Consider the following 24,555-nt stretch of genomic DNA (forward strand, 5'->3'; position numbering starts at 1 on the left):
CTCTATGGGGCTGCCCAGCGGACCGCTCCTACAGACGGGCCAGCAGTTCGGTTTTTTTGGCGTTGAACTCTTGCTCGCTAATCCAGCCCTTTTCCTTGAGACCGGCCAACTTTTCAATGGTGGCAAAGATCGCCTCCCCCGTTGTGCCAACCCCAGAAATAGCCCCATGCAGTACCGGCTGCTGAGCCATAGGCTCCTGCATAAAAGCTTGCTGCGGTGGCTGGGGCGGGCTCTCCATGGCAGGCCGTTGCTCAGGCTGGGGCGCGGCCTCGATCGGCGCAGCCGCTACCAAGGGCTCAGGCGGGGCCAAGGGGTTATCCAAGGCCACACGGGGCAGTTGGTTTAACGCAACCACGCCAAACTGGCTGGTGAGGGTAATTGAACCATCCACCGACTGCTGCTGGCTAAACCCCCCTATCTGGTGGTTAAGGGTGTCATAAACCACCACCCCACCAGCATCCACCGCCAAACGGTTGATCTGCGGAAAATAGGCGTAACGCATGTTGTTTTGACTGCCCGACGAGGCCGGTTGACCCAAGGCTGACGGCCACCACTGGGCTTGGTTGCCACCCGGCATAAACAGACTCACCCCCGCCCCCGGTGCCGCCTTGGGGGGGGGCGCGAAGGGTTGGCTCAAATAGAGCGAGGCCAGCTCCCCACACAGGTTATCCACTGTCATTTTAAGGCCATGGTTAAACATATCCCCCACCATGGTCATGCCACCCTGCATCCACTGCCCACCACCGCCCAGCTCGGCGATATTAAATTGGGCCATGCTCCCACCACCAGCCGCCACAGCCTCCAACATCTGCGACACCGCAGCGGTTGAGAGTCCATAACGGGCGGCAATGGCATCCACCATCTGTTGTCCTTGGGGCGTTAAACGGCTCATTGATCTCATCCTATTCGGTTACGTGGTCCATGCTTTGATGGCCCAACGCCACACTGCGTAGGGTCTGACCAGTGGCTCTATCATGGCACGGATGGGCTAAGATAGCTTGTGCAATCCACCCCACCGGCGCCGAATAGCCCCCCTCGACTAAACAATAATTCGCCGCCGCACCAACTTAACCGCCAACACAAAGCCCACCACCAGGTAAAGGCTGATCACCCCCAAATGCAGCAGCACATCGCTCACCACCCCACCGGTCGCCAAGGGCCGCATGAGCGCAACCACATGGGTAAGCGGGAGCATTTGTATCCCCTGTTGCAGCAGCACAGGCAGGCTATCCACCGGATAAAAAACCCCACAAAACAAAAACATGGGCACCGTCACCAAGGTGGTGTAATAAAGAAAAAATTCATAGCTGGGCGACACCGCCGTCACCACCATGCCCAGAGAGGCAAAGGTAAGCCCGGACAGAAAGACAATGGGCAGCGTCAGAAAAAGATCTTGCACCGCAAAGGCCCCAAACAGGGTTGCCACCAGAAAGATCGCCAACCCTGCTATCAACGCCTTGCTGGCGGCCCACACCACCTCACCGGCCACCACATCGGCCACCGTCAACGGTGTGGTAAGCTGGGCATGATAGGTATTTTGGCGGGTCATGCGGGTAAAGGCACCATAGAGCACCTCAAAGGTGCTGCTGTTCATGGAGCTGCTGGCAAGAATGCCCGACGCCACAAACACCAAATAACTCATCCCCCCCACTTCCCCCACAAAACGCCCCAGGCCATAACCCATACCCGCCAAATAGAGCAACGGCTCCCCCAGATTGCCCGCTAACGAGGCGGTATAGGTTTTGCGCCACACCATAAAATGACGACGCCAGGTTTGTATCCACCCGCTACTGGGTATGTAGTCCCTTACTCGCATGGTTTCCCTTACCACCTAATCCCCATCACTCTGGCTTAATCGGGGCTAAAAAGTTAATCAAACAGGGGCTGCCGCCCTCAATCCCGCAGCTCCCGGCCCGTCAGTTTTAAAAACACATCCTCCAGATTGGCCGGGCGGGCCAGCAGGGTTAGATCATGGCGGTTGCCCAACTTTTCTAACACAGCCCGCGCTTCATGGGTGTAACAAAAGAGGGTATCCCCCACCTGCTCCAAACGGGCAGGCAACTTGGGCAACTCCGCCAACAGCAAGGGGATGCTGGAACGCACCTCCACCACCTCGGGCTCCACATGGCGGTTAATCAGCTCCAGCGGGGTGCCCTGATCCAAAATGTGACCACTGTCTAAAATCAGCAGACGGTCGCACAGTTGCGCGGCCTCCTCCATATAGTGGGTGGTCAGCAGCAGGGTAATGCCCTGCTCCCGTAATTGACGCAAGCGCTGCCAGATTAGGTGCCGCGCCTGGGGATCCAACCCAGTGGTGGGCTCATCCAACACCATCAGCTCCGGTTCGGCGACCAGCGCCCGCGCAATCACTAAGCGGCGTTTCATCCCCCCAGAGAGGGTGCGCACCGGGGCGTTGGCACGATCTTCTAACTTGGCAAAGGCCAAAAGCTGCTGAATACGCGGCTTGATCTGGCGATCGGACAACTGAAAATAACGACCATAAACCAGAATATTTTCCCAAACCAACAGGTCATCGTCCAGATTATCCTCTTGAGCCACCACCCCTAAACGGCGGCGTACCTGGGTGGCTTCGGGGGTCATGGGCTGGTCAAACACCAACAGCTCGCCGCCATCCACCGGGGAGAGCCCTGTCACCATGCGCATGGTGGTGCTTTTACCCGCACCGTTGGGGCCGAGAATGCCAAAACACTCGCCCCCATGAATCTCAAAGTTGATTCCGTGCACAACTGGCGTATTCTGATACTGTTTGGTTAGGTCCGTCGCTTGGACAACACAGGCCATCATGGCTCCTGGTGTGATCAAAAAGTGGGTGAAGGCCCATCTTTGCGCGTCCAACCGGCTACGGCAATGGGTAAAAACAGCTTTTCACCAAAGGAAACCCCATTATGCAGCCTCTTCTTACCGCAGAACAGATGCGCCGCGTCGACCAGGACACCATTGAACGGTTCGGCCTGCCCGGCATGGTCTTGATGGAGAACGCAGGCCGCGCCTGTGTGGATCTGCTTTACGCTCGCCTGCCCGACTTGGCCCGGCGGCGGGTGCTGATTCTGTGTGGCGGTGGCAACAACGGCGGCGATGGTCTGGTGATCGCCCGCTGGCTGCGGGATGCAGGGGTGGATACGCGGGTGGTCCTGTTTACCCCGGCTGACCGTTTAACGGGGGATGCCGCCACCAACCAGCGTCTCTACACCCGTTTGGGCGGCGAGCTGCGCGAGGCCCTGCATGAAGAGGATCTGGCCAAGTTGCCTTCCTGGCTGGGCCATGCGGGGGTGGTGGTGGACGCCCTGCTGGGTACCGGCCTGGAAAGAGCGGTGGAGGGGCACTTTGCCCTGGCCATTGAGCAGCTCAATGCCAGCCGTAAACCGGTATTGGCGGTGGATCTACCCAGCGGCATTCATGCCGATACAGGGCAGATCTTGGGTTGTGCGGTACGGGCCACCTGGTGCGTAACGTTCGCCGCCGCCAAAATCGCCCACTACACCCACCCAGGGGCGGAGCATTGTGGTGAGATCACGGTTGCCCCTATCGGCATCCCGCGCCCCATGCTGGAGCGCCCGGAGCACACCGTATCACTCAACAGCCCAGCACGATGGCACCCCCCCGCGCGCTCCCCCGCCAGCCATAAAGGCAACCATGGACACCTATTAATTTTGGGGGGATCACGGGGAAAAGGGGGCGCCCCAGCCCTTGCCGCCATGGCGGCCCAACGCATGGGCAGCGGATTGATCACCTGTGCGGTGCCCCGCTCGGTACAGCCCCAGGTGGCGTCCCTCTGCCCCGAAGCCATGACCTTTGCCATGGATGAAGAGAGCGATGGCGGCATACTGCCGGAGCATCGCGGCCCCTGTAAGCAGCTTGGTTTTAACCCCAGCGTGGTGGCGGTGGGACCCGGTTTAGGCACCGGTGGTGGTGCGGCAGAGTTGATCGCCCAGCTTATGATCACGCCACTGCCCATGGTGATGGATGCCGACGCCCTCAATTTATTGGCCCTACAACCGGGATTACTCCGCGCCCACCGGGCGCCTGAGTTGGTGCTTACCCCCCATCCCGGTGAATTCTCCCGGCTCTGCGGGCATCGGGTTGAAGAGATCCAAGCCGACCGTGTCACCATAGCGCGCAATTTTGCCCGCTCCTGGCGGGTGTGGCTGGTGCTCAAAGGAGCCGGTACGGTGATCGCCTCACCCGATAACCGGGTCTGGATCAACCCCACCGGCAACCATGGCTTGGCCACCGGTGGCAGTGGTGATCTGCTCACAGGTTGCATCGCTGGGCTGATGGCCCAGGGCTGGAGCCTGCAAGACGCCACCCTGGCTGGGGTCTGGATGCATGGCCGAGCAGCGGAACTGAGCGCGGCCGAACAGGGCGGCGCGGCAGGCATGCAGAGCCGCGACCTGCTGCCTTACCTGCGCAGGCTCCGCAACCAGCTCCCCCAAACCACCCCATGAGCGTCGCGCAGTGCCCAACCCTAAGCATCCGTCACACAGGGTAGATGCGCTTGAAGCCTGCCATTATGGTCCCCCTTAGGGATGGAGCCACAGGGGCAGGCTTCAGGCGTATGACGGGATAAAGCACATTTTTTACGGAAATTTCTCAAACCTGTCATACTGGTTAAGGCATTGCGCGGTATGCCTAGGCCCAGGATGACTATTTTTCCAGTGCATTGTTGCAGGCTTACTCATTTTTCAAAATTTCTGGTTACGCTTTTGCCGAATTTCTGACACCATGGCCTTCTCGGTTACAGTTGGTGAGATATTAGCTATCACGCCCTAACTTGGCCGTCTGGGTTAAAAACGTCGCCGCTGTTTTATCAATTAGGGGAGTGACATGAGTCATTTTAAACTTTCGTCGGTGATGGCTTTGGGATTCGGCATCGTGACCGCCCTACTCCTGGTGGTCTCCGTAGCCTCTTACTCGGGTTTGCAGAGTGCGGTAACCGGCTTTGGCAATTATCGCACCCTAGCCCGCGATACCAACCTGTTGGGGCGTTTGCAGGCCAACATGCTGATGATGCGCATGAATGTTAAGGATTTTAACATTTCTGGCGACCAAAAGGATGCGGACGAATTTAATGCTTACGCCACGTCGACCGGTGCGTTTCTCGAAGAAGCCAAAAGAGAGATTGTGCAACCAGAGCTGGCTTCTCTCATCATTGAAATCGACCGTAAGATTGACGAATACAAACGCGCTTTTGAACAGATCAAGGCCTTCCGCGTTTCACGCAACAAGGCTGTTGAAGTAGGCATGGACCCCAATGGTCTAAAAATGCGTGAAGATCTCACCGCCATGGTGGAGTCGGCCTCCAAAGATGGCATGGCATCGGTGGCCTATCATGCAGGACGCGCCCAAGAGCACCTGTTATTGGGGCGCTTGTATGCCCTGAAGTTTTTACAAGACAATCACCAAGCCGATGCCGACCGCGCCTTACAGGAGTTACAGAGCAACCTAGACCCCCTGTTTGCCACCTTGGAAAAAGAGCTACAAGACTCTCACCGTCGAAGCTTGATGGAGTCGGCCAAAATCACACGCAATGCTTATCTCTCTGCTTTTAAAGAAGCTGTCACCATTATTGAAGCACGCAACAAAGTGATAAAAGAGAGCCTGGATCGTCTTGGGCCAGAAGTGGCCAAGGCCGTTGAGGATGTCAAACTCTCCCTTAAAAACGAGCAAGACAAGCTTGGTCCTGCCGTGCAGGCCGCGAACGAAGCGACCATCACTTTGGTCATCATTGTCTCTTTGCTTAGTGTGCTGGTGGCAATAATCATCGGCTGGTACATCACCCGTCTGGTGCTACGTCCATTAGGTGGCGAACCGGCCTTCCTGACCAATCTGGTTACCCGCGTTTCAGAGGGCAACCTCAATGTCAAAATCGAAACCAAACCCGGCGACACCAGCAGCCTTATGGCTGCCATGGCCAATATGGTGGAGCGGCTGCGTGGGGTAGTGGGCGAAGTCAAATTGGCTGCCGATAGTGTGGGCAGTGGCTCGGCGCAGATGTCCAGCTCGTCAGACTCCCTCTCCCAAGGGGCCAGCGAAGCGGCGGCCAGCGTCGAGGAGACCTCGGCGGCTATGGAGCAGATGTCGGGTAACATTGCGCAAAACTCAGACAATGCCCGGCAGACCCAGACCATTGCCCAGCAAGCCTCGCAAGATGCCCGTGAAGGGGGTAAAGCGGTTGCCAGCGCTGTAACCGCCATGAAAGAGATTGCCGATAAAATCTCCATTATTGAGGAGATTGCCCGACAGACCAACCTGCTGGCCCTCAATGCCGCCATTGAAGCCGCACGGGCTGGTGAGCATGGCAAGGGGTTTGCCGTGGTGGCGGCTGAAGTGCGCAAACTGGCGGAGCGCTCCCAGAGCGCCGCCAGCGAAATCTCTCAACTCTCCACCTCTTCGGTAGAGGTCTCTGAGCGGGCGGGCAGCATCATCAACAAATTGGTGCCGGATATTCAGAGAACCGCAGAGCTGGTGGCACAGATCACCACAGCATCTATTGAGCAAAACCAAGGGGTCGATCAGATTAACCGTGCCATCCAGCAACTGGACCAAGTCACCCAGCAAAATGCGGGCACGGCCGAAGAGATGGCGGCAACAGCGGTTGAGTTGCAGGGGCAGGCCCGCCAGTTACAGGATACGGTCTCCTTTTTCAGCATGGACCACGGCGTAACGCGGCAAGGAAGAGCAAGCCAGCAGCATCTGGTTACGGCACATCCCAAAGTGACTGCCCGCGCCCTTCCCAAAACCAGCAAACCGGTGGTACATGCCGCACCCATGCCTAAAGCACCCACCGCCAAGGCCGGTTCGGCCAAATCATCGGGCGTCATGCTGGACCTAAGTGATGATGACGATAATGATGCCGACTACCAGCGTTTTTAATGTCTGATCGGAACCAGGCCCGGGGGGAGCATCGCCCTCCCCCGGGCGCCGTTCTACCCACCGGCAAGCCCCACCCTCCCCCTGCTATGGGGTGTTGCCTAGCGCAGCACCTTCAAACCCTATCCCAGCATCGCACCCCCTTTTTTTCATGCCTGAAGGGTGCTGTATACCTGAATGGTACGCCACAGGCCTGATGTTTGGTGTGCTTTACCCCCCTTATCATGACCCGCTTATGCTACCTACGCCTCGCCGTGCTGATCGTGCCAATGGCCGAGTTGCTTAATCTGCTCGGGGGTGCGGTAACAGCCCTGCATGCTGCCCATAAAAAAGGCGCAATAGTCATGGACGGTGGTTAACAAGTGCTGTAACTGAGCCTCGCTCTGCACATAGGGGGTGTTGCCCACTGACCAACTGGGGGAGTGCAGGCTCAGGGTAAAAACCCGCTCTCCCCGCTGCCACAACCAGCGGCTGTAGCGCTGCAAATCGCCAAGCTCATAGCCTTCGGGCGAGAGCCGCATACGGCTGAGCAGACCACTGCGCGAGAGTAGCCCGCCCAACCGCAGCCGCCGCCCCCAGGGGGTGTGTAACCAGGGTTGCAGTCGCCCCCCCAGACCATGCAGCCCACCCATAAAACCGCCGGTGGTGGGTAGACACAGCAGCCGTTTAGAACCCGCGGCAAAGCTAAAAGGGTGACAGGGGTAAGCCCGATGATCCGGCCCACCATCCGCCGATTGGTCAAACCCTGGCGAAGGACTAAGATCCACCTGATAGCCCAAATCCCCCAAAATCGCGGCGGTGTTGGGACCAAAACCGTAGCGTCCCGCCTTGTAGAGGGTGGGCCGTACCCCAAAATGGAGGGCAATGGTTTCGGTCAACGCCAGCAGTTTGGCCCGCTCTAAGGGTTCCGGCAGATTGCCAGGATAAGCGTTATAGGGCGTAACCGGCTCCCGGTGCGGGGGGTTAACCCAGGGGTGCAGATGCGCGCCAATGTGGCAGCGCCCCGCCTGTAACAAGGCTTTGAGGGGTTGGTAACCTGCCTTCTGAGCCGCCACCGCATAATCCACCACATAGATGGGTTGCACCCCAAACTGATCGGCAATGGCTTGTAGCCGTTGCACATACTGCATATGGCTTACGTCGATCTGCTCGCGATTAAAGGGGGCGGCCCAGTCAAAGGACTCCTCGGTGTCCACCACCATCTGTAAAATGGGGGGATGTTCGGTGGGCAGCCGCACGGGCCGCATAGAAGGGTGCATAGGGTTTTACTCCCACGGCAGCGCCGCCTGCTCGGTATAAAGATAGCTTAGTTGGGCTGGGCTAAGCCGTTCACTTAAAAAGGCCATGGCAATACCATAATCTTCTAGGGTACCCACGCGCAGCGCGGGCAGCATACGCTGCTCCACATGGGCAGAAAAAAGCCCCTGCCGCAACAGCCAGCGGCTAAAGCTGTGGTGATGTTCCAGTAACGTATGTTGTGCGCCAATATGCAGCAACATGGCTGCGGGTAAACGTTTCCACATGCCCCGCTGCCAAACCAAGTGGCACGGTTTACCCCCGCTCAAATCTTGCAACACCGCTTGGTGCAACCAGGGGAAGCTGGCATGTTCCCGCCACGCCAGCTGTTGCGCCTCCGGCAACACCGCCAAGGCATCGGCACCCTCAAGCATTTTAGCGGTATCGCCCCAACCGGGATGGGGTAAGAGCACCCGCCGCAGCAAAGGGACCATCTGAAAACCCAAGGCTTGATAAATGCGACGGGCCCCATGGCTGGGGTTGGTCGCCACCACCGTAAGGTTGGGCTGCTGCAACAAGCTTTTAAGCATCTCCATGGAGATTTCTGCATGGGCTTCGGATACCCGCCAACTGGCCAAATTAGCGATCAGCTCCTGCTGTCCCTCCACGATGCGCTGACTGTAGATAACCGCCATTACCCCTACCAGCAGGTTGCCCTCTACCATTTTATACCCATGGTTGCGCCGCTCTGCCAACCAAGGTTGACTTAGGGCTTGGCGCCACTGCATGGCATTGGGTTTGCCGTGCATCTGTCGCTGCAAAAAATCGCATACATCATCCAGATCAGCATCGGTTATGGGTAACACGCCTACCTTCATTTTGCTCGCACCCTTTTGCCGTAACAATGGCCTCTACCTTAAGGCTTGCTTATTAAACCTGTGCAGTCTAGTTGCTTTAGGTAGGTTTCTCCACCCTTGTCAGGTGGGGCGATGCCCACACAGCCCGCTTTGATTGCTGCTGGACGCCCTTGGCACAACGGGTTACAATACCCCCGATTATGATTTCAAGTTTTTGTTTTTACACCTATTGGAGCGCCAATACCGATGCTTAACCGGCCCCCCATTCTGGCGCTTGCCCCCCACAGTTGGCACGACCGCTGGCTCAGCCGGCAGCAGTTAATGAGCCGTCTGGGTGGCCGGGGTTGGCCCGTCACCTACAGCTATGGTCCCCTCAATGTGTGGCAGCGCGAAAGCCCCCTGTGGCAACAGGCCGGTTGGTTGGGGGGGGTTGAACAGGTTGACCATGTGCAGGTGGATCAACCGGGCCGCTGGTTTCCCGCTTGGCAGCGCTACCCCTGGTGGGATCATGTGGCGCTGCGTCTGCACGCCCAACGCATGCAGGCCCTTATGGGGCATGCCCAGGCTGACCGACAGATTCTTTTTCTGTTTCATCCCCGCTTTTGGCCCTACGTAGAACGGCTACAGCCGCGCTATGTGGTCTACCATATCTATGATGTCTTTTCCGTTATGGATAACTGGAGCCCGCAAATGGATCACTACCAGCAGCAGTTGGTGGAGCGGGCCGATCTGATTACCACCTCTTCCCAAGGCATGCTGGAGCAGCTCCCCACGCCGGGCCCGCAAAAGGCCAAATTGCTCAATAATGGCGCCGATCCCCGCCCCTTTATCGAGGCCGATGGCTGCCCCTGCCCGGCAGATTTGGCCATGATCCCCGGCCCCCGCATTGGTTATGTGGGCACGGTCAATGCCAAATTGGATCTGGAGATGATCTTGTATGTCGCCAGCCGCCACCCCCACTGGCACTGGGTGTTTATTGGCCCGGTCATGTTGGAAGGCGAGCAGGCCAAGCAGGCTAAAGCGCTGTGGCAGCAGTGCTGCGCCCTGGATAATGTGCATCTGTTGGGGGCCAAACCCAGGCAGGCGGTACCTGCCTATGTACAGCATATGGATGTCAACACCATCTGTTACCGCATCCGCCCCGACGATTGGGTAATCCATGGCTACCCGGTCAAACTGCATGAATATTTGGCCACCGGCAAACCGGTGGTAGCCGCAGCACAAAGTGCGGTTAAGGATCAGTTTAGCCATGTTGCCGCCATCGCCCAGCACCCCCAACAGTGGGCCGATGCCCTGCAAGCCGCCCTCACCAACGGCGGCGTGGGCACCCCCCAGACCCGCCGACAGGTGGCCCTGCTCAACACCTGGGACCAACGCACCAGCACCCTGGAAAATTGGCTGCTGGAAATGTTGGCGTAGGCTCTCTTTTAATCCTGGCACATAAGATGCTGTAGGGATCATTAAGTTTGCATTTTTTGATCCCGCACAGGCCAGGATAGGCCGTATAACCAATGGATTGGCAAGGGATTCCGCTATAAACCAGACGAATGGATCGTCTGGTCGACTGGCATACATGGGCAGGATTTGCCCACTTGGTCTGAAAGGAATGACCATGGCCCTTGTACATAAGGCAGAAGCCCATGATGGCATGCCCGCTTCCATGCAACGGGAGCCGGCTCAGCCTTACACCCAACGCATGGCCCACCTTATCGCGGTGGGCAACCTGGCCCAAGCTAAGGTGGATAGTCGCCGCCTGCTGGAGACGGAGTCCCACAATCTGCACGCTATTTATACCTTGGGCTATCTCTACTGTGCCCAAGGCAATCTGCTGTCCGGCTTAAATAGCTGGCAAGATCTGGTAGAGCTGCTGCACGATCACGAGCAGTTACTCTATTTGCAGCCCCAGCAGCTGCTGTTTTTACAAAGCTTTTGCGGCCAGTTATTGCAAGTGTGCGGCGAGGTTAACCATCTGGTCACCCTACAGAGCAACCCAGAGCTACACCATGCCCTATGCAGCATGGGCTATCGCACCGCCCGCACCTCCATGAACCTGCGCAACGCCCTAGGCGACCCGGTGGTTAAAGAAGACCCTGAGGTGCGCTTTTTAGAGCGTTTAAAGCCCTATCGGGATCGCTCTGGGCGTAGCCGCTTTCACTATCGTCCCCCCTCACCCCCCGCGTTACAAGTGGAGCCCACCAACCAAGGTTTGGGCACCTTGCATCGGTTGGGGGAGATGAGTCGCACTCAAGGTGTGTTGGCACTCACCACCTTTGAGCAGGCCCTGAGCAGCTGGGATGGCGCCTGCCATCAGCTTAGCCTCGCCTATCTACCCCAAGCCGAGGTGGTCACGCAGGTGGTGCTCAAGGGCGCGTTGCACCTGCAAGCGGTGGGCGAACCGCTGTTGCATCCCCAATTAGATCAGCTCATTACCATGGCGAAAGCCAAGGGGGCCAGGGTCCATCTGCGCACCAACGCCGTATTACTGGCCGATGCCGCCATTCGCCAACGCCTATTGCTGGCCCCGCCCGACACCCTCCAGATCGCCCCAGATGGCACCTGTGCCGCTGAGGTTGACGCCATTCATGGCCCTGGTGCCTGGACGCGCATGCTAGAGGGGCTGACCCTGCTCCGGCAGGAGCGTAACACCCTGCATTTAAACGATGCCATGCTCATCACCCTGGTTTTGGATGCCCATTATGAGGCTGGTTCGCCGCTGTTGTTGGAGTCTCTGGCAAACCTTGTAGACCGTATTGAACCCGCTGCGGTTAACTATGAAAATGCCACCCCCAAATGTCGGGAGCCCTTCTACCAACTCAATTTATTGTGGGATGGTACCTTGATCCCCTGTAGTAAGGACATCAATGCCCGCATGCCCCTTGGTAGCGTACAGCAGCAAGGGGTAGATATGATCTGGAATGGCCTTACCGCCACCGATCATGCCGAGGATCTGCTGCTTAACCGGCTGGAGTCCCACAGCCAATGTCACAGTTGTCACGACAGCCACGACTAAGCGGATGGTTGCCCCCCTCTGCCGCCAGTGCGGAGGGGGTATTACGGGGCATGGCGCCACTTAAAGCCACCCGCCCGCCTCGATTGCCCCCTGCGGTGATCGCCCTTCTTGGTTCTTGTTTTTAATAACCTTACTGCGTGCAAAGTGGTCACTATGTTATGCTGTTGGGGTTATTTGAACGGCCCGCCCCAACCCAAGGTGCCCAGCCATGCCCGACATTCACCCCATTTTGGATGCAGATTTACCCGCAGCCGCCCACTTTCTGCACACCCATATGAACCCCAATCTAAGCACCACCCAGTGGTGCCAAGCCTTTCAGCATGGCTGGTTGCCCGACCGCCCCAACCATGGTTTTATGTTGGTGGATAAGGGGGAGATTGTGGGGCTCTTTATGGCGGTTTACGGACAGCGCTTGATCCGGGGCACGCTGGCCCGCTTTTGCAACCCCAATAGCTGGGTGGTGTTGCCCGCATACCGGGGCAACTACAGTCGCCTATTAATGCGTGCGCTGTTGGAGCAGCCGGATTTTCATTTTTTTATTACCACCCCCAACCCGGTGGTGACCAAGCTGTTTGAGCGTGCCCATTTTACCACCATGGATGCCCGTCTCTCACTGCTGCCCTGTCTACCGGGGCTACCCTTACCAAGACAGGCCATCCTCACCGACCTGGACGCCATAGAAGCCTCCCTGGATGCCGCCAATGGCGCCATCGTGCGGGACCATCGCGGGTTGCCCTGGCTTAAATGGGTGGTGGTTGGCCCCCCCCAGCAAGCCTGCTTGGTGCTGTATAAAACCCGCATCTTTAAAAAACTGCCCAGTGCCCGCATTCTTTACCTGAGCAATACCACACATTTCTTGGCTCAGCGCTGGGTGTTGGGTCGTTACCTGTTGCTTCGCCATGGCATGGCGACCATGCAGGTCGATACCCGCTTTTTCCCAACACCGCCACCCCTCTCTTACACGCTTATTGACCGGCAACCCAAACTCTACTCCAGCCCCACCCTGGAAGGTGCGGATTTTGGCTATATCTACTCCGAGTCGGTGGCTTTGGATCAATAACGCCGTTGCCGTGCTACTCGGGCACCAGCCAGCTCTCCCCGGGCTGTAAGGTACGAAAATGTTCTGCATCCACGCCTCCCGCTTGCAGGGCCACGGCGAGATCTTGCAGCGGCTGGGTGCGCCCTTCATCGGTCAGGGGAAAGGTGCCCCAATGAATACCCAGCGTGTAGCGGGCTGCCAGATCGGTATGCGCCTGCACCGCCTCGGCGGGATTCATATGGGCATGGCGCATAAACCAGCGCGGCGCATAGTGACCCATGGGTAGCAGGGCCAGCCGGAAGGGTCCATAGCGCTGCCCCTGTTGCACAAAGGCGTCGCTATAGCCACAATCCCCGCCAAAGTAGAGGTTGCCATGGGCGGTGGTGAGTACAAAGCCCCCCCACAGGGCTTGATTGCGGTCCCACAGGGTACGCGCCGACCAATGTTTTACCTGTACAAAGTGGGCCTCCACTACGGATGTTAGGGGCAGATGCCCACCCCAATCCAGCGCTTCGGCGGGCACACCCATCTCATGTAATAGGGCCACACCGCCCAAGCCCACTAAAATGCGCGGTTTATGCTGGGCATAGAGCTGTTGCAGGGTGTCACGATCCATATGGTCATAGTGGCTATGACTAATCAGCACCACATCAATGGGGGGCAGATCGGCCAGGGCCACCCCAGGGGCATGCACCCGCCGGGGCCCCAAAAAACGCACCGGGCTGGCCCGTTGGGACCACTGTGGATCGGTAAGTATATTTAGCCCGGCGGTTTGGATGAGTACGGTGTTATGGTTAACAAAGGTCAGCCGCAGCGCACCCCCCGCAACCCGTTTGGGGGGGGCGGGCTGGGGGGCGATTTCCACCCACTCTGGCCAGGGGGTTTTCTCGCCGAACAGCTTCCATTTGAACAGATCCAAGAACCGTTTGGGGGGTGTTTGCGTGTCATAAAAGCGCTGACCATCAAAATGGTCGCTGAGTGGGCCACCATAGTATGGGGTTGCCAGCATAGAGCGCATGAGCAACCCCAGCACGATCAGCAAGAGCAACCCTAAAGCTATTTTCAACATAGCGAGACACCTTTGTGGGTGGATTTCTTGGGCACATTCAGGGACAATCTTGCAAGCAACTGTTGTTTCACACCAGCCTATTGAGTCTATTCCATGGATAAGCAAGCAAAAATTTATGTGGCGGGCCATCGTGGCATGGTGGGTTCCGCGATCTGCCGCTATCTACAGGGGCAGGGGTACAGCAATCTTCTGCTTGCAGGACGTGAAACCTTGGATCTATGCCGTCAGGCTGAGGTGGAGCAGTTTGTCGCCCAGCATGCGCCGGAGTATGTGATTATTGCAGCGGCGCGGGTGGGGGGTATTCACGCCAACAGCACCTATCCTGCTGAATTTATCCGCGATAACATCCAAATTGCCACCAATTTAGTTGATGCCTCTTACCGGGCCAAGGTTAAAAAGGTGCTGTTTTTGGGCTCTTCGTGCATCTATCCCAAGCTGGCCCCGCAGCCTATGACCGAAGATTGTCTGCTGACGGGTGCCCTAGAGCCCACCAATCAGTGGTACGCCATTGCCAAGATTGCGGGCATTAAGTTATGTCAGGCTTACCGTGAGCAGTATGGTTTTAATGCCATTAGCGCCATGCCCACCAATTTATATGGGCCAGAGGATAATTTTCATGATCTTAATGCCCATGTGATACCGGCGCTGATTGCGCGTTTTCATCAAGCCAAGCTAGCGGGGCAGCCCTCGGTGATGGCCTGGGGCACGGGTTCGCCCCGGCGTGAATTTTTGCATGTGGATGATTTGGCGGAGGCGGTTATCCACCTCTTGGATCATTATGAGGGGGGGCAGCAGGTTAATGTGGGCACGGGGCAGGATGTGACCATTAAGCATTTGACCGAACTGGTGGCGCAGACGGTGGGGTATATGGGGGAGATTGTCTGGGACAGCAGCAAACCCGATGGCACACCAAGAAAGTTATTGGATATTAGTAAGATTGAAGCGCTGGGCTGGAGCCCCAAGATCGACTTGGCGCAGGGTTTACAGGGGGCTTACCAGTGGTACCTTGACCATATCGACGCTGTGCGCATGCGCTGACACGCTGGCTCAAGCCGTGTACATTTTTTAAGTTGGGGGGAGTTCCCCCAAAGGGGGCTACTTGGGGCGAGTATGGGGTGTTTTGAAGGGCAGAGTGCCGGAACACTCTGGCTCCTGTTTTACAAAATCCTACTTTTGGGTGCAGCGGGTTAGCGCGACGAAGCCGCCCGCCTGAATTCCCCTGAGGTGTGCGGTTTTGCTTATGCGGCGGCAACGGGCAGTGATTCGACAGTGACCGAGAGCCCGTAGGTGACAAAAAAGGGGAGTTGATAGAACCGCCCGCCTACCTCGACCTCTTGATAACCCCGTTGTCCCTGTTGTTTCCAGGTTAGGCGATAGAGATTTTCCGTATGGGGTTCGGCGGAGAGTCGCAGCTTCACCTCGCGCCGGGTTTCCCCTTCTAAAGACAGATTTAAAATTTGGGTTAGGTGATTTTTGGTCTTCTTTTCCAATGCCTTGAACAATGATCCTTGTAATTCGAAGCCGCGCCCTTTGGCTTGTTCGACGTGAATTCGGGTGATGGCGCTGCGGCTAAAGCTCAGTTCGCTGACGAGGGCGGTTTGGCTGTGTCGGTTGTCGAGAGGAAACTCTTCCACTGCCACCACGACTTCGTTTTCCGCTTCCACAAACTCTTTGACGAAGTGGATCATGATTTCACCCGGTTTAACGGGTGCGGGCTGTGGGGCTCGCTTATGGGCGATGCGATGGGCCACTGCGGCACAAAGATAGCCACCAGCCATGGCAATGGGGATTAGTTGAATCATGGGTTGAGTCACCATAACAAGGGTGTTGTGGTCGAGGAGCGGATTAGCTTTCGTTTCGGCTTTTTTTATTAGGAATTTCATAGATCAGGGTATGAGCCAGGGTCAATCCCACAAAGGCCCAGCTTACAGGTCCGTGTAGGCTCATGGGTTTGATGATGCGCAGGCCGGTGAGCATGCTGAGTGTCAAGGTGGCGGCCATACCCGCTTTGATGGCCTCCCGGCCCATACGACGTTTGGTACGTGTTGGAGTTTGGCGTGCTGCGGGTCGGTTTCTGGGACGAGGGGCTGCCACGGCTGGCTGTTTTAACGCCTGCGCAGGGCGTGTTGCGGGGGCGAAATAGTTGACATTGGCGTCCATGGGTTGCTCTGTCTCCCTAGAGTCTACATTGTTGCGAATAATATACATTCTTATTCGCAACAATCATCTTGTCAATGGTAGATTTTGGGGGGCTCTAAAAACAGGCACCACGGCATGGACCATCTTGGTGAGATTGAGGGATTGTAACCGCATTGAGAGACAACAAGGTTCATGGATTGCTTGAATGGGGTCATTTGTGCGTGAGAAAACGCATCGTTCTTATCATAGGGCGGGATTCAATAAGCATCCTACCAAAAAGGCCAAAGAGAATTCAGCCTCTGCACCCTGTTTGTGCTAGGTGCAGAAATTTTGCTTGTTATTAGGTGGCTGCTATAGATTTTCTTGGAGTTCTTTTTTCTAACCAGACGCGGTAGCAAGTTAGCCGCCACAAAAGAGATAACGCCCCAGGACCAATATATGAGGCATATGCTTGCCAAGTATTGGGTTGTGGGTGGGGTTGGGGGTTGTGGGGACATACACTTAATGAGCGATTAGGAGTGATTACAAATAATGGCGAGGGGGTTGTGGGGACATACACTTAATGAGCGATTAGGAGTGATTACAAATAATGGCGAGATTGGCAAGAGTGGTCATTCCAAGTGTAGCGCACCATGTTACGCAGAGGGGTAACCGCAGGCCGGATGTATTGTATTTTTTGAGGAATCCGATTATGAGGCCGATTTGAAAGATGTGCGTGTTTGGTGTGAAGCTTATGGTGTGGAGGTCTGGGCTTACTGTTTGATGACGAATCATGTTAATCTCATATTGGTTCCAAAGTCAGAAAATGCTTTACAGAAAGCGATGAAGAAGATTAGCCAACGCCATACGAGAAGAATCAATTTCAAGAAGGGATGGCGAGGTTATCTTTGGCAGGGTCGATTTGCATCAACGCCAATGGATGAAGCGCACACATTGCAGGCTGACGTTATGTGGAGTTGAACCCTGTTAGGGCAGGAATGGTATCAGAAGTAGGTGATCATCCATGGAGTAGTGCGAGCACACATTTGGGTCAAGAGTGGGCTCCCTTAATCCCATTGGGGCCTTTATTGGATTGGGTAGACGATTGGAAGGCTTATTTAGAAGCCGGTAATCGTCGTGAGGAACAGATGCTGATTCCACTGCATGAACGAACAGGTTGGCCAATGGGCAGCGAAGCGTTTACAAAGCGATTAGAGCAGCAGACGGGACGGAAGCTTGGTAAGCAGAAACCGGGACCAAAGTCAGAAAAGAGTGTTGATCATGAACAAAGTGTATGTCCCCGGAATTCCTAAGCCTTTATTCAAATATTTACACGCAACCCTCGCCCACGATAACCGCTTACTTATGGGGGGTTCTATTCTCTTTTAGCCATAAATTTGCTTGCATCTTTCCAAGCGAGGTCATTATGATGCGTTAACGATAGATGGCAGGCTGTTTGCAGACGATTGGCGGTAAGTTCGTTTGCAAGAGAATCTGAAGCAGGGAGAAAATAATGCGCATTCATGATGAAAGTGAAGGGTTTTAACCGTGGATGAAAGTCCACTACCCATAACTCTGGTGGAACTTTTATGGCAAGGGCGTGGCGCTCTTGCCATTTTAGTATCGGCCACGTTAGCCAGTATCTTTGCCTTTTTTTCGATTCGCTCTTCGCGAAAGATTGCCCGCGTAAAAAACGCCAGCGATATGCTGTTTGCCTCTAAACGAGATGACAAATTTGTAGGAGGCATGAAGCAGCTGCGCGCTTACAGCAACGACCCAGATGTTGACGTCGCTAAATTTGCCTACCCTGATAATTTTTTAAGCCTTGAGGCCGAGCATATACGTTACATTGCCAACCATTTTGAGCGGGTCGCTGTCTGCATAGACAATGGTGTTTTTGATGAAAAGACCGTTAAAGAGGCTTGGTACACGATGATTGTGAATACGTGGCCCCAGGTGGAGCCATACGTTAATATGCTGCGGGTTCAGGTCCAGCACGACAAAAGAGGCACCCACTACCAAGCATTTGAAGCCTTGGTCGTACGCTGGAAAAAATCCCCTCTCAAGAAAAAATAGAGTGCTACAGTGACAGAAGATCGGTGGTGGTTACGTAAGAGGATAAAGGGGCCGTTTTCTAAGCCTTGTTTGATAAAGTTGATAAAGTTCCAGGGACATACACTTAATGAGCGATAAGGAGTGATTACAAATAATGGCGAGATTGGCAAGAGAGGTCATTCCAAGTGTAGCGCACCATGTTATGCAGAAGGGTAACCGCAGGCAGGATATATTTTTTGAGGAATCCGATTATGAGGCCTATTTGAAAGATGTGCGTGTTTGGTGTGAAGCTTATGGTGTGGAGGTCTGAATCGGGACCAAAGTCAAAAAAGAGTGTTGCTCGTGAATAAAGGGATGTCCCATGAATTCAACGCCATACGAGAAGAATCAATTTCAAGAAGGGATGGCGAGGTTATCTTTGGCAGGGTCGATTTGCATCAACGCCAATGGATGAAGCGCACACATTGCAGGCCGCACGTTATGTGGAGTTGAACCCTGTTAGGGCAGGAATGGTATCAGAAGTAGGTGATCATCCATGGAGTAGTGCGAGCACACATTTGGGTCAAGAGTGGGCTCCCTAAATCCCATTGGGGCCTTTATTGGATTGGGTAGACGATTGGGAGGTATATTTAAAAGCCGCTAGTCGTTGTGAGGAACAGATGCTGATTCCACTGCATGAACGAACAGGTCGGCCAATGGGCAGCGAAGCGTTTACAAAGCGATTAGAGCAGCAGACGGGACGGAAGCTTGGTAAGCAGAAACCGGGACCAAAGTCAGAAATGAGTGTTGATCATGAATAAAGTGTATGTCCCCGGAATTCCCCGGAATTCCGCAGGTCAAATGGAATTCGGAAGAGTATCCGAATTCCATATTGCATATTGCTGGAAGATGAGTCAAATTGGTACCATGTAGTTCTGCATGTTTAGATGAGTTTTTTAATCAAAATTTACGAGTTTGAGGTCGCTATGATTGCTGAAACCATTCACCCTGAAACTGGGGAAATAATAAAACTTAAACTTCCTGACCTGGATGCTGATGCTTTGAATAAGCTATTGAAAGAGTATGCAACTGATAAACAAATCAAAAACAGCTTAGAGAAATTGCCTATACCAGCTGAAGCGAAAGCTTTCATGTTCAAATTCGCTAAATGCTCAATCACTGTGGGTAGCACCGTGATTAACATTGGGAAGAAAATCTTGGAGACTGTTTTGACCCTGACAGGTAAATATCCCCATTCAACTTTCGGATTGATTTTTGCAGCTTTATTGACTTTCTTGATTAGCGTTATCCCAGGTATTGGCCCCATCCTATCGAGCTTCCTTGGCCCAGTTTTGATGCTCTTTGGCTTAGGAAGGGGAGTTTGGGAAGATCTAAAAAAAGATAATATCTCCTTGGCAGATTCAATTATCAAGAGCGCAGAAATTTTTGAGCCTCTTAAAGGGTAGTGTTGGCTATGTCTATTAATCAGGAGATTGAGGATTTTTTTTCAACTTCTCAAGAGTCGGTTCTCGAAGAACCAGAAAAATTCAAAGCTCGCCTGAAGATTGGTTCTGAGTCATTCACGTACTTAAACAAGGCTGAAAATTTGAGCGATTTTTTGACTGTGCTGGGAGGAGGTGGCTTGGCCTCCGCTGGAGCAGCAACAGCCTGGTTTGGGTCTTTAGGGTTGGTTGGACAATTGGGGCTTGCTGTAGGGGCTGTGTCTACCCCTGTCGGGTGTGTTACGCTTGCTGGAGTTGGGGGAGCTGCGGCAGTGTTTGGAGCTCAGCGCCTATTCAAATCTGTAAAAAAAGAGGCTATTTCTGAAGTTCCCAAATTCATTAATAGTCCTATTGATGTCTTGGCTGCATCAATCCTAAATATCTTTGCTCCCATAGCCCTCAAATTAGCTCATTCTGATGGAAACTATCGCGAGTCAGAACGCAAGGTCATACAAAGATATTTTATCAATGATTGGGGGTTCAATCGTTCATATCTTGTTGAGGCTTTAGCCGAAATGGAGAAAAACCTGGACAAGTATAGTTACGCTGTTCTCTCAGATAATTTGCGTGATCTTGAAAAAACTGGTGATCTGAAATTTTCTGTTATGACAAAGGAAATTCTTACAATCGCTAAATCAGTCTGTAACGCTGATGGATTTATTCACGAGGCTGAAAAGAAAGATCTCCAAAACCTAATGGCCGCATTTAAAGCTATATAGCAGGTGTTTTAACTGAAAACCCAGAAAAAAGCATGAGACAAGATGCCGAATTTATCAAACCAACTAATTGTAAAGCTTATTGTACCCTCGGTTATCTTAGGTAATGTAATTTCAGTAACTGCTATTTACTATATTTCTCAAGAACAGGATCTTGGTGGCCTAAAGTTCATTGCATTGGCCGGGTGTTTTCTGTCTGCGATAGCAGCACTTTTTCTGAAAGAGGCGAGGAAAAGTGCTGAATATCACAAGATCCAATTAGAAATAATAAATAACCAGGAAAAACTTGCAGCGATTAAAGAAAAAGAATCGTATTTAAAAGAAGCTGTGGATGATTTGCAAAAGAAAGAATCTGCAATCAGAGATAAACTTGTTTTGCTACAACAATTTAAAGAGTTTAACGACGCAGATAAATTTCTACAAGAAGAGATTCATCAACAGTCTGAGCAAGATAAAGAGGTTTCAAAATTCATTGATGAAAAAATTCATGAGATTTTTGATAGAATTAAAACTGACTACTACACTAAAGACGGGCAATTTCAATGGGGTAGGATGGAGTATGAGTTAGTGTCCATAGCTCAACAAATAGCTAAAATTTATCACCCAGATGCAAAAAGCCCGATTTTAGAAACAAACATTGAAAAAACAGTTAGGGCATTTAATAGATTAAGCCTTCAACTTCTTGTAATGCTTGACCAACTACCCTTCAATATGAAGGAAACATCACTGAGCGATTTTTATGCATACATTAAAAAAGGAGTGGCTTTTTATAAGGTTTATAAAAAAGCAGAGCCCATTCTCTCCAAGGCAAAGTACGTCACTCCACTGCTTAGAATTTCCGCTGGTAGTCACCCACTGACTGCAGTGGCTTCAACTGTTGCTGCTGAAGCCGGGAAAGAGTTCATTAAACATAAAAAGGAAGCCATGGGGTTGGCTACATTAAGTGATTTGGTCAATATGGTAGGAGATCAAGTCGCTTATCTCTATGGGCCTTCTGTCAGGTTTAGAGGGATTGAATGGCTGTTTTCCCTTGAACTCACAGAAATTTCCAAGGTGTTCCACCCCTTACCTCATAATGTCCTTTCTCAATCACTTCAGACGGTCTCTGGAATCTCTTTCAAAAGTGAATATGATCGTATCTATGTATACAGGCACTTAGCTGCGGGAAAAAGCCTTGTATATAGCGTAGATGGAGCTTACCAGCTAAACCAAAGTGACAGAAGTGTTCTTGTAGAAAAGCTTGAATCTTTCATTAATGAGTCAGGCCTTTTGGCAGGGGAAGAGATTTACAACTCCAAGAAAACATTTGAATGGAGAAAGCAGTTATTTGATCGCTGCGGATCTAAACTCTCATTTAAAGCTGACTTTCAATCTGATAGTGATTTGAAGCAGGTTCTCCATACTGATTCACCTGTTGAAGCCGTAGATAGGAATCTTGCAAGTTTTATATTAAATCTGGTCCATATTTTACCTGATTTTATTTATGATCACGTGTCTCTTCCTGATAATGCCATTTGCGACTATAAAAAATTCTGGATGGTAGGTGCGAAGGGGCGTCTTGAGCTAGTGGCTCAACATGGATCCGATGCCTTACATCACATTTGGCAATTTCAGGTTGACGATGATGAAATTGCACTAAACCGTGTCAAGCATACTGTGAGCGATGATTGTCATATCCTCGGAGGCAGATGGCTAATTGATATGCCAACATCAACACTGATTATGATAGAAGGCAAAATCGGTTATGTCTACGGGAACCATTTTAAAGCATTGATAAAGTGGAAGTCCGATATTGACTCCCTACGCGGATTTCAACCAGAAGTGGAGGAAAGTGAATGATTCCTCATCAAGAACTCAAAGAACGCCAAAGAGCTCTAAGGGGCCGTTTTCCTGAAGACTTAAATCTCCGTGTGCACAGAGGTCTTTGAGCTGGTTAAAACGGGCTGAGCAAGCAGGGAGTTCCAGGGACATACACTTAATGAGCGATTAGGAGTGATTACAAATAATGGTGAGATTGGCAAGAGTGGTCATTCCAAGTGTAGCGCACCATGTTACGCAGAAGGGTAACCGCAGGCAGGATATATTTTTTGAGGAATCCGATTATGAGGCCGATTTGAAAGATGTACGTGTTTGGTGTGAAGCTTGTGGTGTGGAGGTCTGAATCGGGACCAAAGTCAAAAATGAGTGTTGATCATGAATAAAGTGTATGTCCCCGGAATTCTCCCCGGAATTCTATGGTTTGTGTACCGTAAAAGCCTGCTGGCACGACACAACGCCTTTTGTAGCGTACAGAATATCCACAAGCCTCGTTGCGGAGCGTGTTTTGAGTTCCAATATCCACACAGACCAATTTCGTGAGGTATCCTGAAGATTCTGGACACTTTTGTTTGGTATGATGCCCAAAAGGGGTGTTCATAATGAAAAAGGCTCAGAGTTACACATCGGAATTCCGCAGCGAAGCGGTCAAATTGGTTTTGGAGTAAGGGCTTACGCTGGAGTTGGCAGCTGAAAGGCTCGCCATCCCCAAGAGCACCCTGTCGAATTGGACATCCGCCGCCAGGACGCATGGTAAGGAGATGCTAGGAGGCAGATCTGTTTCTGATCTTGAGGCGGAAATTACACGATTACGCAAAGAGTTAAAGCAGGTCCGAGAAGAGCGTGACGTGATAAAAAAGGCCACTGCGTACTTTGCCAAGGAGACGCTGCAAAATACTATATAAAAATAGATTCGCGCCATCCACCAGGAGCGAGTTACTTGCCCACCACGCCATCCACTAGGAGCGTGTTACTTGCCCACCACGCCATCCATCAGCGCGGCCAACTCGCCCGTTAAAGCGTGCCGGGAATAACGGGCTACCACCGCTGGCTTGGCCCGCTCAACCGCGCCGCTACGTACCTGCTCCACAAACGCCGGTAATGCATTCTCCTGGGCCGTGGCATCGTGCAACGACCATATGCTGCTCAACCCCGCCGCTCGCATCAAATCCGCCGCATCCCCTTGAACATCCCCCAACGCCAAAATAGGCTTGCCCATGCGCAAATACTCAAACAACTTGGCCGGAATCAGATCATTAAAATGGGCCCCTTGCAACAACAACAGCGCATCCACCTGCGCCATCTCCTCCAGAGCCTGCGCATAGGGCAGCGTAGGGGCCAACCGCACCATGCTACGCAACCCATTTTGATCAATCTGCTGCTGAAGATACTCCTCCATTCCACTGCCCCGAAAGGTGATCTGCAAAGTCTCCGGACCCACCACCCCCAAACGGTGCAACCGCCCCAAAACCTCCAATAACGTAACCGGGTCTCGCTCATCCTGACCCGGATAGATAATACCACTATGCAGCAGATGCACCGGCTTTTCCGGATCTGCTACCCTGGCCAAAGGCAAACCCTGAAAATTCTCTTCATCAAAACCGTTGGCGATCACCTGAATCTTATCCGGATCCATATAGGGATAACGTTCCCTGTATAACCGCTGTATGCCCGGCGTCGTCACCACCACCCGGTTGGCACTGCTGATATGGCGCGCCTCTAACGTGCCAAACAGCTCACGCTGACGCGGATGCGCGGGAAAGGTCGCGTTGAGCTGACAATCCCGAAAATCCGCCACCCATGGCACCCCACTAATCAGGCTTAAACTATGGGCAATACGGTGACAGGTGGCAATGGGATAGGTGGCCCAAATCAAATCCGGTTGATCGCGCTGAATGATGCGCAAACCCCGCCAAATGGCAGGCCAGCGCCAACTACGCCAACGGTCAGGACGCGCCGTAAAACCAAAATAGCGCCCCGCAATCGCTAAATGACGGGTGGCATCCAGCGCAAAACTACGGTACACCGGCACCTGTGGGGGAATCTCCACCAACTGCTCCGGTGTGGTTTGCGCATAGCTGCGGGCATGGGCCGATAAAACAATGGGCTGCCAACCATAATCGGGCAGATAACGGCAAAATTTTAAGGCCCGCTGGGTGCCGCTATAACCCATGGCAGGTGGAAAATGGAAGGCGATCATCAGCACGCGTTTGCCCATCATCGCCCCTCCCCTTGCGCGGTCCACTGGGTAAAGAAATCCCGCATCCC

General features: G+C 53.4%; 21 protein-coding genes. 12 read left to right on the forward strand and 9 right to left on the reverse strand.

Features of this window, described 5'->3' with window-relative positions:
• Positions 1 to 28 precede the first annotated feature (28 nt).
• The 3 genes from MMC1_RS16915 to MMC1_RS16925 form a co-directional block, all read right to left on the reverse strand.
• The gene (locus MMC1_RS16915; RefSeq protein ID WP_011714852.1) at positions 29 to 892 is read right to left on the reverse strand and encodes an SHOCT domain-containing protein; all 864 of its coding nucleotides are present in this window, start codon (positions 890 to 892) and stop codon (positions 29 to 31) included.
• A 147-nt stretch (positions 893 to 1,039) separates the two neighbouring features.
• Positions 1,040 to 1,816 (reverse strand): ABC transporter permease, encoded by a 777-nt coding sequence (locus MMC1_RS16920; RefSeq protein WP_011714853.1) that lies wholly within the window; start codon positions 1,814 to 1,816, stop codon positions 1,040 to 1,042.
• Positions 1,817 to 1,893: 77 nt separating this feature from the next.
• On the reverse strand, positions 1,894 to 2,802 hold the full coding sequence (locus tag MMC1_RS16925; RefSeq protein ID WP_011714854.1) for an ATP-binding cassette domain-containing protein: 909 nt from the start codon (positions 2,800 to 2,802) through the stop codon (positions 1,894 to 1,896).
• 104 nt (positions 2,803 to 2,906) lie between these two features.
• Here MMC1_RS16925 and MMC1_RS16930 point away from each other — a divergent pair, with 104 nt between their 5' ends.
• Together MMC1_RS16930 and MMC1_RS16935 are read left to right on the forward strand one after the other, a co-directional pair.
• A complete protein-coding gene (locus tag MMC1_RS16930; RefSeq protein ID WP_011714855.1) occupies positions 2,907 to 4,466 on the forward strand; it encodes a bifunctional ADP-dependent NAD(P)H-hydrate dehydratase/NAD(P)H-hydrate epimerase in 1,560 nt (519 codons plus the stop codon).
• A gap of 379 nt (positions 4,467 to 4,845) precedes the next feature.
• The gene (locus MMC1_RS16935) at positions 4,846 to 6,894 is read left to right on the forward strand and encodes a HAMP domain-containing methyl-accepting chemotaxis protein (protein ID WP_011714856.1); all 2,049 of its coding nucleotides are present in this window, start codon (positions 4,846 to 4,848) and stop codon (positions 6,892 to 6,894) included.
• A gap of 239 nt (positions 6,895 to 7,133) precedes the next feature.
• Here MMC1_RS16935 and MMC1_RS16940 read toward each other — a convergent pair whose 3' ends face one another.
• Together MMC1_RS16940 and MMC1_RS16945 are read right to left on the reverse strand one after the other, a co-directional pair.
• Positions 7,134 to 8,150 carry a polysaccharide deacetylase family protein gene (locus MMC1_RS16940; RefSeq protein WP_011714857.1) on the reverse strand — a complete coding sequence of 339 codons (1,017 nt, stop codon included), beginning with the start codon at positions 8,148 to 8,150 and terminating at the stop codon, positions 7,134 to 7,136.
• 6 nt (positions 8,151 to 8,156) lie between these two features.
• Positions 8,157 to 9,005: a hypothetical protein gene (locus tag MMC1_RS16945; RefSeq protein WP_011714858.1), complete on the reverse strand. Its 849-nt coding sequence runs from the start codon at positions 9,003 to 9,005 to the stop codon at positions 8,157 to 8,159.
• Between the two features lie 225 nt (positions 9,006 to 9,230).
• On the opposite strand from MMC1_RS16945, the gene MMC1_RS16950 reads away from it, so the two are divergent.
• The 3 genes from MMC1_RS16950 (at position 9,231) to MMC1_RS16960 (ending at position 13,054) form a co-directional block, all read left to right on the forward strand.
• A complete protein-coding gene (locus tag MMC1_RS16950; RefSeq protein ID WP_011714859.1) occupies positions 9,231 to 10,403 on the forward strand; it encodes a glycosyltransferase in 1,173 nt (390 codons plus the stop codon).
• 193 nt (positions 10,404 to 10,596) lie between these two features.
• Positions 10,597 to 11,994, forward strand: coding sequence for an SPASM domain-containing protein (locus MMC1_RS16955; protein WP_011714860.1), 1,398 nt, complete (start codon positions 10,597 to 10,599; stop codon positions 11,992 to 11,994).
• A 208-nt stretch (positions 11,995 to 12,202) separates the two neighbouring features.
• Positions 12,203 to 13,054, forward strand: coding sequence for a GNAT family protein (locus tag MMC1_RS16960; protein ID WP_011714861.1), 852 nt, complete (start codon positions 12,203 to 12,205; stop codon positions 13,052 to 13,054).
• A gap of 13 nt (positions 13,055 to 13,067) precedes the next feature.
• Here the strand turns inward: MMC1_RS16960 and MMC1_RS16965 are convergent, their stop codons facing one another.
• Positions 13,068 to 14,102 (reverse strand): MBL fold metallo-hydrolase, encoded by a 1,035-nt coding sequence (locus MMC1_RS16965; RefSeq protein WP_011714862.1) that lies wholly within the window; start codon positions 14,100 to 14,102, stop codon positions 13,068 to 13,070.
• A 93-nt stretch (positions 14,103 to 14,195) separates the two neighbouring features.
• On the opposite strand from MMC1_RS16965, the gene MMC1_RS16970 reads away from it, so the two are divergent.
• Positions 14,196 to 15,140 carry a GDP-L-fucose synthase family protein gene (locus MMC1_RS16970; RefSeq protein WP_011714863.1) on the forward strand — a complete coding sequence of 315 codons (945 nt, stop codon included), beginning with the start codon at positions 14,196 to 14,198 and terminating at the stop codon, positions 15,138 to 15,140.
• 200 nt (positions 15,141 to 15,340) lie between these two features.
• Here MMC1_RS16970 and MMC1_RS16975 read toward each other — a convergent pair whose 3' ends face one another.
• Positions 15,341 to 15,904 carry a hypothetical protein gene (locus tag MMC1_RS16975; RefSeq protein ID WP_011714864.1) on the reverse strand — a complete coding sequence of 188 codons (564 nt, stop codon included), beginning with the start codon at positions 15,902 to 15,904 and terminating at the stop codon, positions 15,341 to 15,343.
• Positions 15,905 to 15,947: 43 nt separating this feature from the next.
• Positions 15,948 to 16,262 (reverse strand): hypothetical protein, encoded by a 315-nt coding sequence (locus MMC1_RS16980; protein WP_041641371.1) that lies wholly within the window; start codon positions 16,260 to 16,262, stop codon positions 15,948 to 15,950.
• 741 nt (positions 16,263 to 17,003) lie between these two features.
• Between MMC1_RS16980 and MMC1_RS22570 the strand changes: the two genes are divergently transcribed.
• The 6 genes from MMC1_RS22570 to MMC1_RS22575 all read left to right on the forward strand — a co-directional run bounded on the left by MMC1_RS22570 (position 17,004) and on the right by MMC1_RS22575 (position 23,192).
• The gene (locus MMC1_RS22570; RefSeq protein WP_407081020.1) at positions 17,004 to 17,201 is read left to right on the forward strand and encodes a transposase; all 198 of its coding nucleotides are present in this window, start codon (positions 17,004 to 17,006) and stop codon (positions 17,199 to 17,201) included.
• Positions 17,202 to 17,768: 567 nt separating this feature from the next.
• Positions 17,769 to 18,296 carry a DUF4760 domain-containing protein gene (locus MMC1_RS20590; RefSeq protein WP_011714866.1) on the forward strand — a complete coding sequence of 176 codons (528 nt, stop codon included), beginning with the start codon at positions 17,769 to 17,771 and terminating at the stop codon, positions 18,294 to 18,296.
• A gap of 944 nt (positions 18,297 to 19,240) precedes the next feature.
• Positions 19,241 to 19,720 (forward strand): hypothetical protein, encoded by a 480-nt coding sequence (locus MMC1_RS16995; RefSeq protein ID WP_143711452.1) that lies wholly within the window; start codon positions 19,241 to 19,243, stop codon positions 19,718 to 19,720.
• 8 nt (positions 19,721 to 19,728) lie between these two features.
• Complete coding sequence (locus tag MMC1_RS17000) at positions 19,729 to 20,475, forward strand: tellurite resistance TerB family protein (protein WP_041641374.1); 747 nt, start codon at positions 19,729 to 19,731, stop codon at positions 20,473 to 20,475.
• Positions 20,476 to 20,517: 42 nt separating this feature from the next.
• A complete protein-coding gene (locus tag MMC1_RS17005; protein ID WP_011714869.1) occupies positions 20,518 to 22,311 on the forward strand; it encodes a hypothetical protein in 1,794 nt (597 codons plus the stop codon).
• 659 nt (positions 22,312 to 22,970) lie between these two features.
• Positions 22,971 to 23,192: a transposase gene (locus MMC1_RS22575; protein ID WP_011714870.1), complete on the forward strand. Its 222-nt coding sequence runs from the start codon at positions 22,971 to 22,973 to the stop codon at positions 23,190 to 23,192.
• A 65-nt stretch (positions 23,193 to 23,257) separates the two neighbouring features.
• Here the strand turns inward: MMC1_RS22575 and MMC1_RS17015 are convergent, their stop codons facing one another.
• Positions 23,258 to 24,508 (reverse strand): glycosyltransferase, encoded by a 1,251-nt coding sequence (locus MMC1_RS17015; RefSeq protein ID WP_011714871.1) that lies wholly within the window; start codon positions 24,506 to 24,508, stop codon positions 23,258 to 23,260.
• Positions 24,509 to 24,555: the final 47 nt, after the last annotated feature.

The sequence above is a fragment of the Magnetococcus marinus MC-1 genome, assembly GCF_000014865.1.
GTDB classification, from domain to species: domain Bacteria; phylum Pseudomonadota; class Magnetococcia; order Magnetococcales; family Magnetococcaceae; genus Magnetococcus; species Magnetococcus marinus.

Bases quoted from the DNA above. Each gene is read 5' to 3' on its own strand.
- MMC1_RS16915 (WP_011714852.1), bottom strand. From the start codon at position 892: ATGAGCCGTTTAACGCCCCAAGGACAACAGATGGTGGATGCCATTGCC.
- MMC1_RS22570 (WP_407081020.1), top strand. From the start codon at position 17,004: ATGACGAATCATGTTAATCTCATATTGGTTCCAAAGTCAGAAAATGCT.
- MMC1_RS16960 (WP_011714861.1), top strand. From the start codon at position 12,203: ATGCCCGACATTCACCCCATTTTGGATGCAGATTTACCCGCAGCCGCC.
- MMC1_RS16940 (WP_011714857.1), bottom strand. From the start codon at position 8,150: ATGCACCCTTCTATGCGGCCCGTGCGGCTGCCCACCGAACATCCCCCC.
- MMC1_RS17000 (WP_041641374.1), top strand. From the start codon at position 19,729: ATGTCTATTAATCAGGAGATTGAGGATTTTTTTTCAACTTCTCAAGAG.
- MMC1_RS16945 (WP_011714858.1), bottom strand. From the start codon at position 9,005: ATGAAGGTAGGCGTGTTACCCATAACCGATGCTGATCTGGATGATGTA.
- MMC1_RS16955 (WP_011714860.1), top strand. From the start codon at position 10,597: ATGGCCCTTGTACATAAGGCAGAAGCCCATGATGGCATGCCCGCTTCC.
- MMC1_RS16925 (WP_011714854.1), bottom strand. From the start codon at position 2,802: ATGGCCTGTGTTGTCCAAGCGACGGACCTAACCAAACAGTATCAGAAT.
- MMC1_RS16980 (WP_041641371.1), bottom strand. From the start codon at position 16,262: ATGGACGCCAATGTCAACTATTTCGCCCCCGCAACACGCCCTGCGCAG.
- MMC1_RS16935 (WP_011714856.1), top strand. From the start codon at position 4,846: ATGAGTCATTTTAAACTTTCGTCGGTGATGGCTTTGGGATTCGGCATC.
- MMC1_RS16995 (WP_143711452.1), top strand. From the start codon at position 19,241: ATGATTGCTGAAACCATTCACCCTGAAACTGGGGAAATAATAAAACTT.
- MMC1_RS16930 (WP_011714855.1), top strand. From the start codon at position 2,907: ATGCAGCCTCTTCTTACCGCAGAACAGATGCGCCGCGTCGACCAGGAC.
- MMC1_RS16920 (WP_011714853.1), bottom strand. From the start codon at position 1,816: ATGCGAGTAAGGGACTACATACCCAGTAGCGGGTGGATACAAACCTGG.
- MMC1_RS17005 (WP_011714869.1), top strand. From the start codon at position 20,518: ATGCCGAATTTATCAAACCAACTAATTGTAAAGCTTATTGTACCCTCG.
- MMC1_RS16950 (WP_011714859.1), top strand. From the start codon at position 9,231: ATGCTTAACCGGCCCCCCATTCTGGCGCTTGCCCCCCACAGTTGGCAC.
- MMC1_RS17015 (WP_011714871.1), bottom strand. From the start codon at position 24,508: ATGATGGGCAAACGCGTGCTGATGATCGCCTTCCATTTTCCACCTGCC.
- MMC1_RS16970 (WP_011714863.1), top strand. From the start codon at position 14,196: ATGGATAAGCAAGCAAAAATTTATGTGGCGGGCCATCGTGGCATGGTG.
- MMC1_RS16965 (WP_011714862.1), bottom strand. From the start codon at position 14,102: ATGTTGAAAATAGCTTTAGGGTTGCTCTTGCTGATCGTGCTGGGGTTG.
- MMC1_RS16975 (WP_011714864.1), bottom strand. From the start codon at position 15,904: ATGATTCAACTAATCCCCATTGCCATGGCTGGTGGCTATCTTTGTGCC.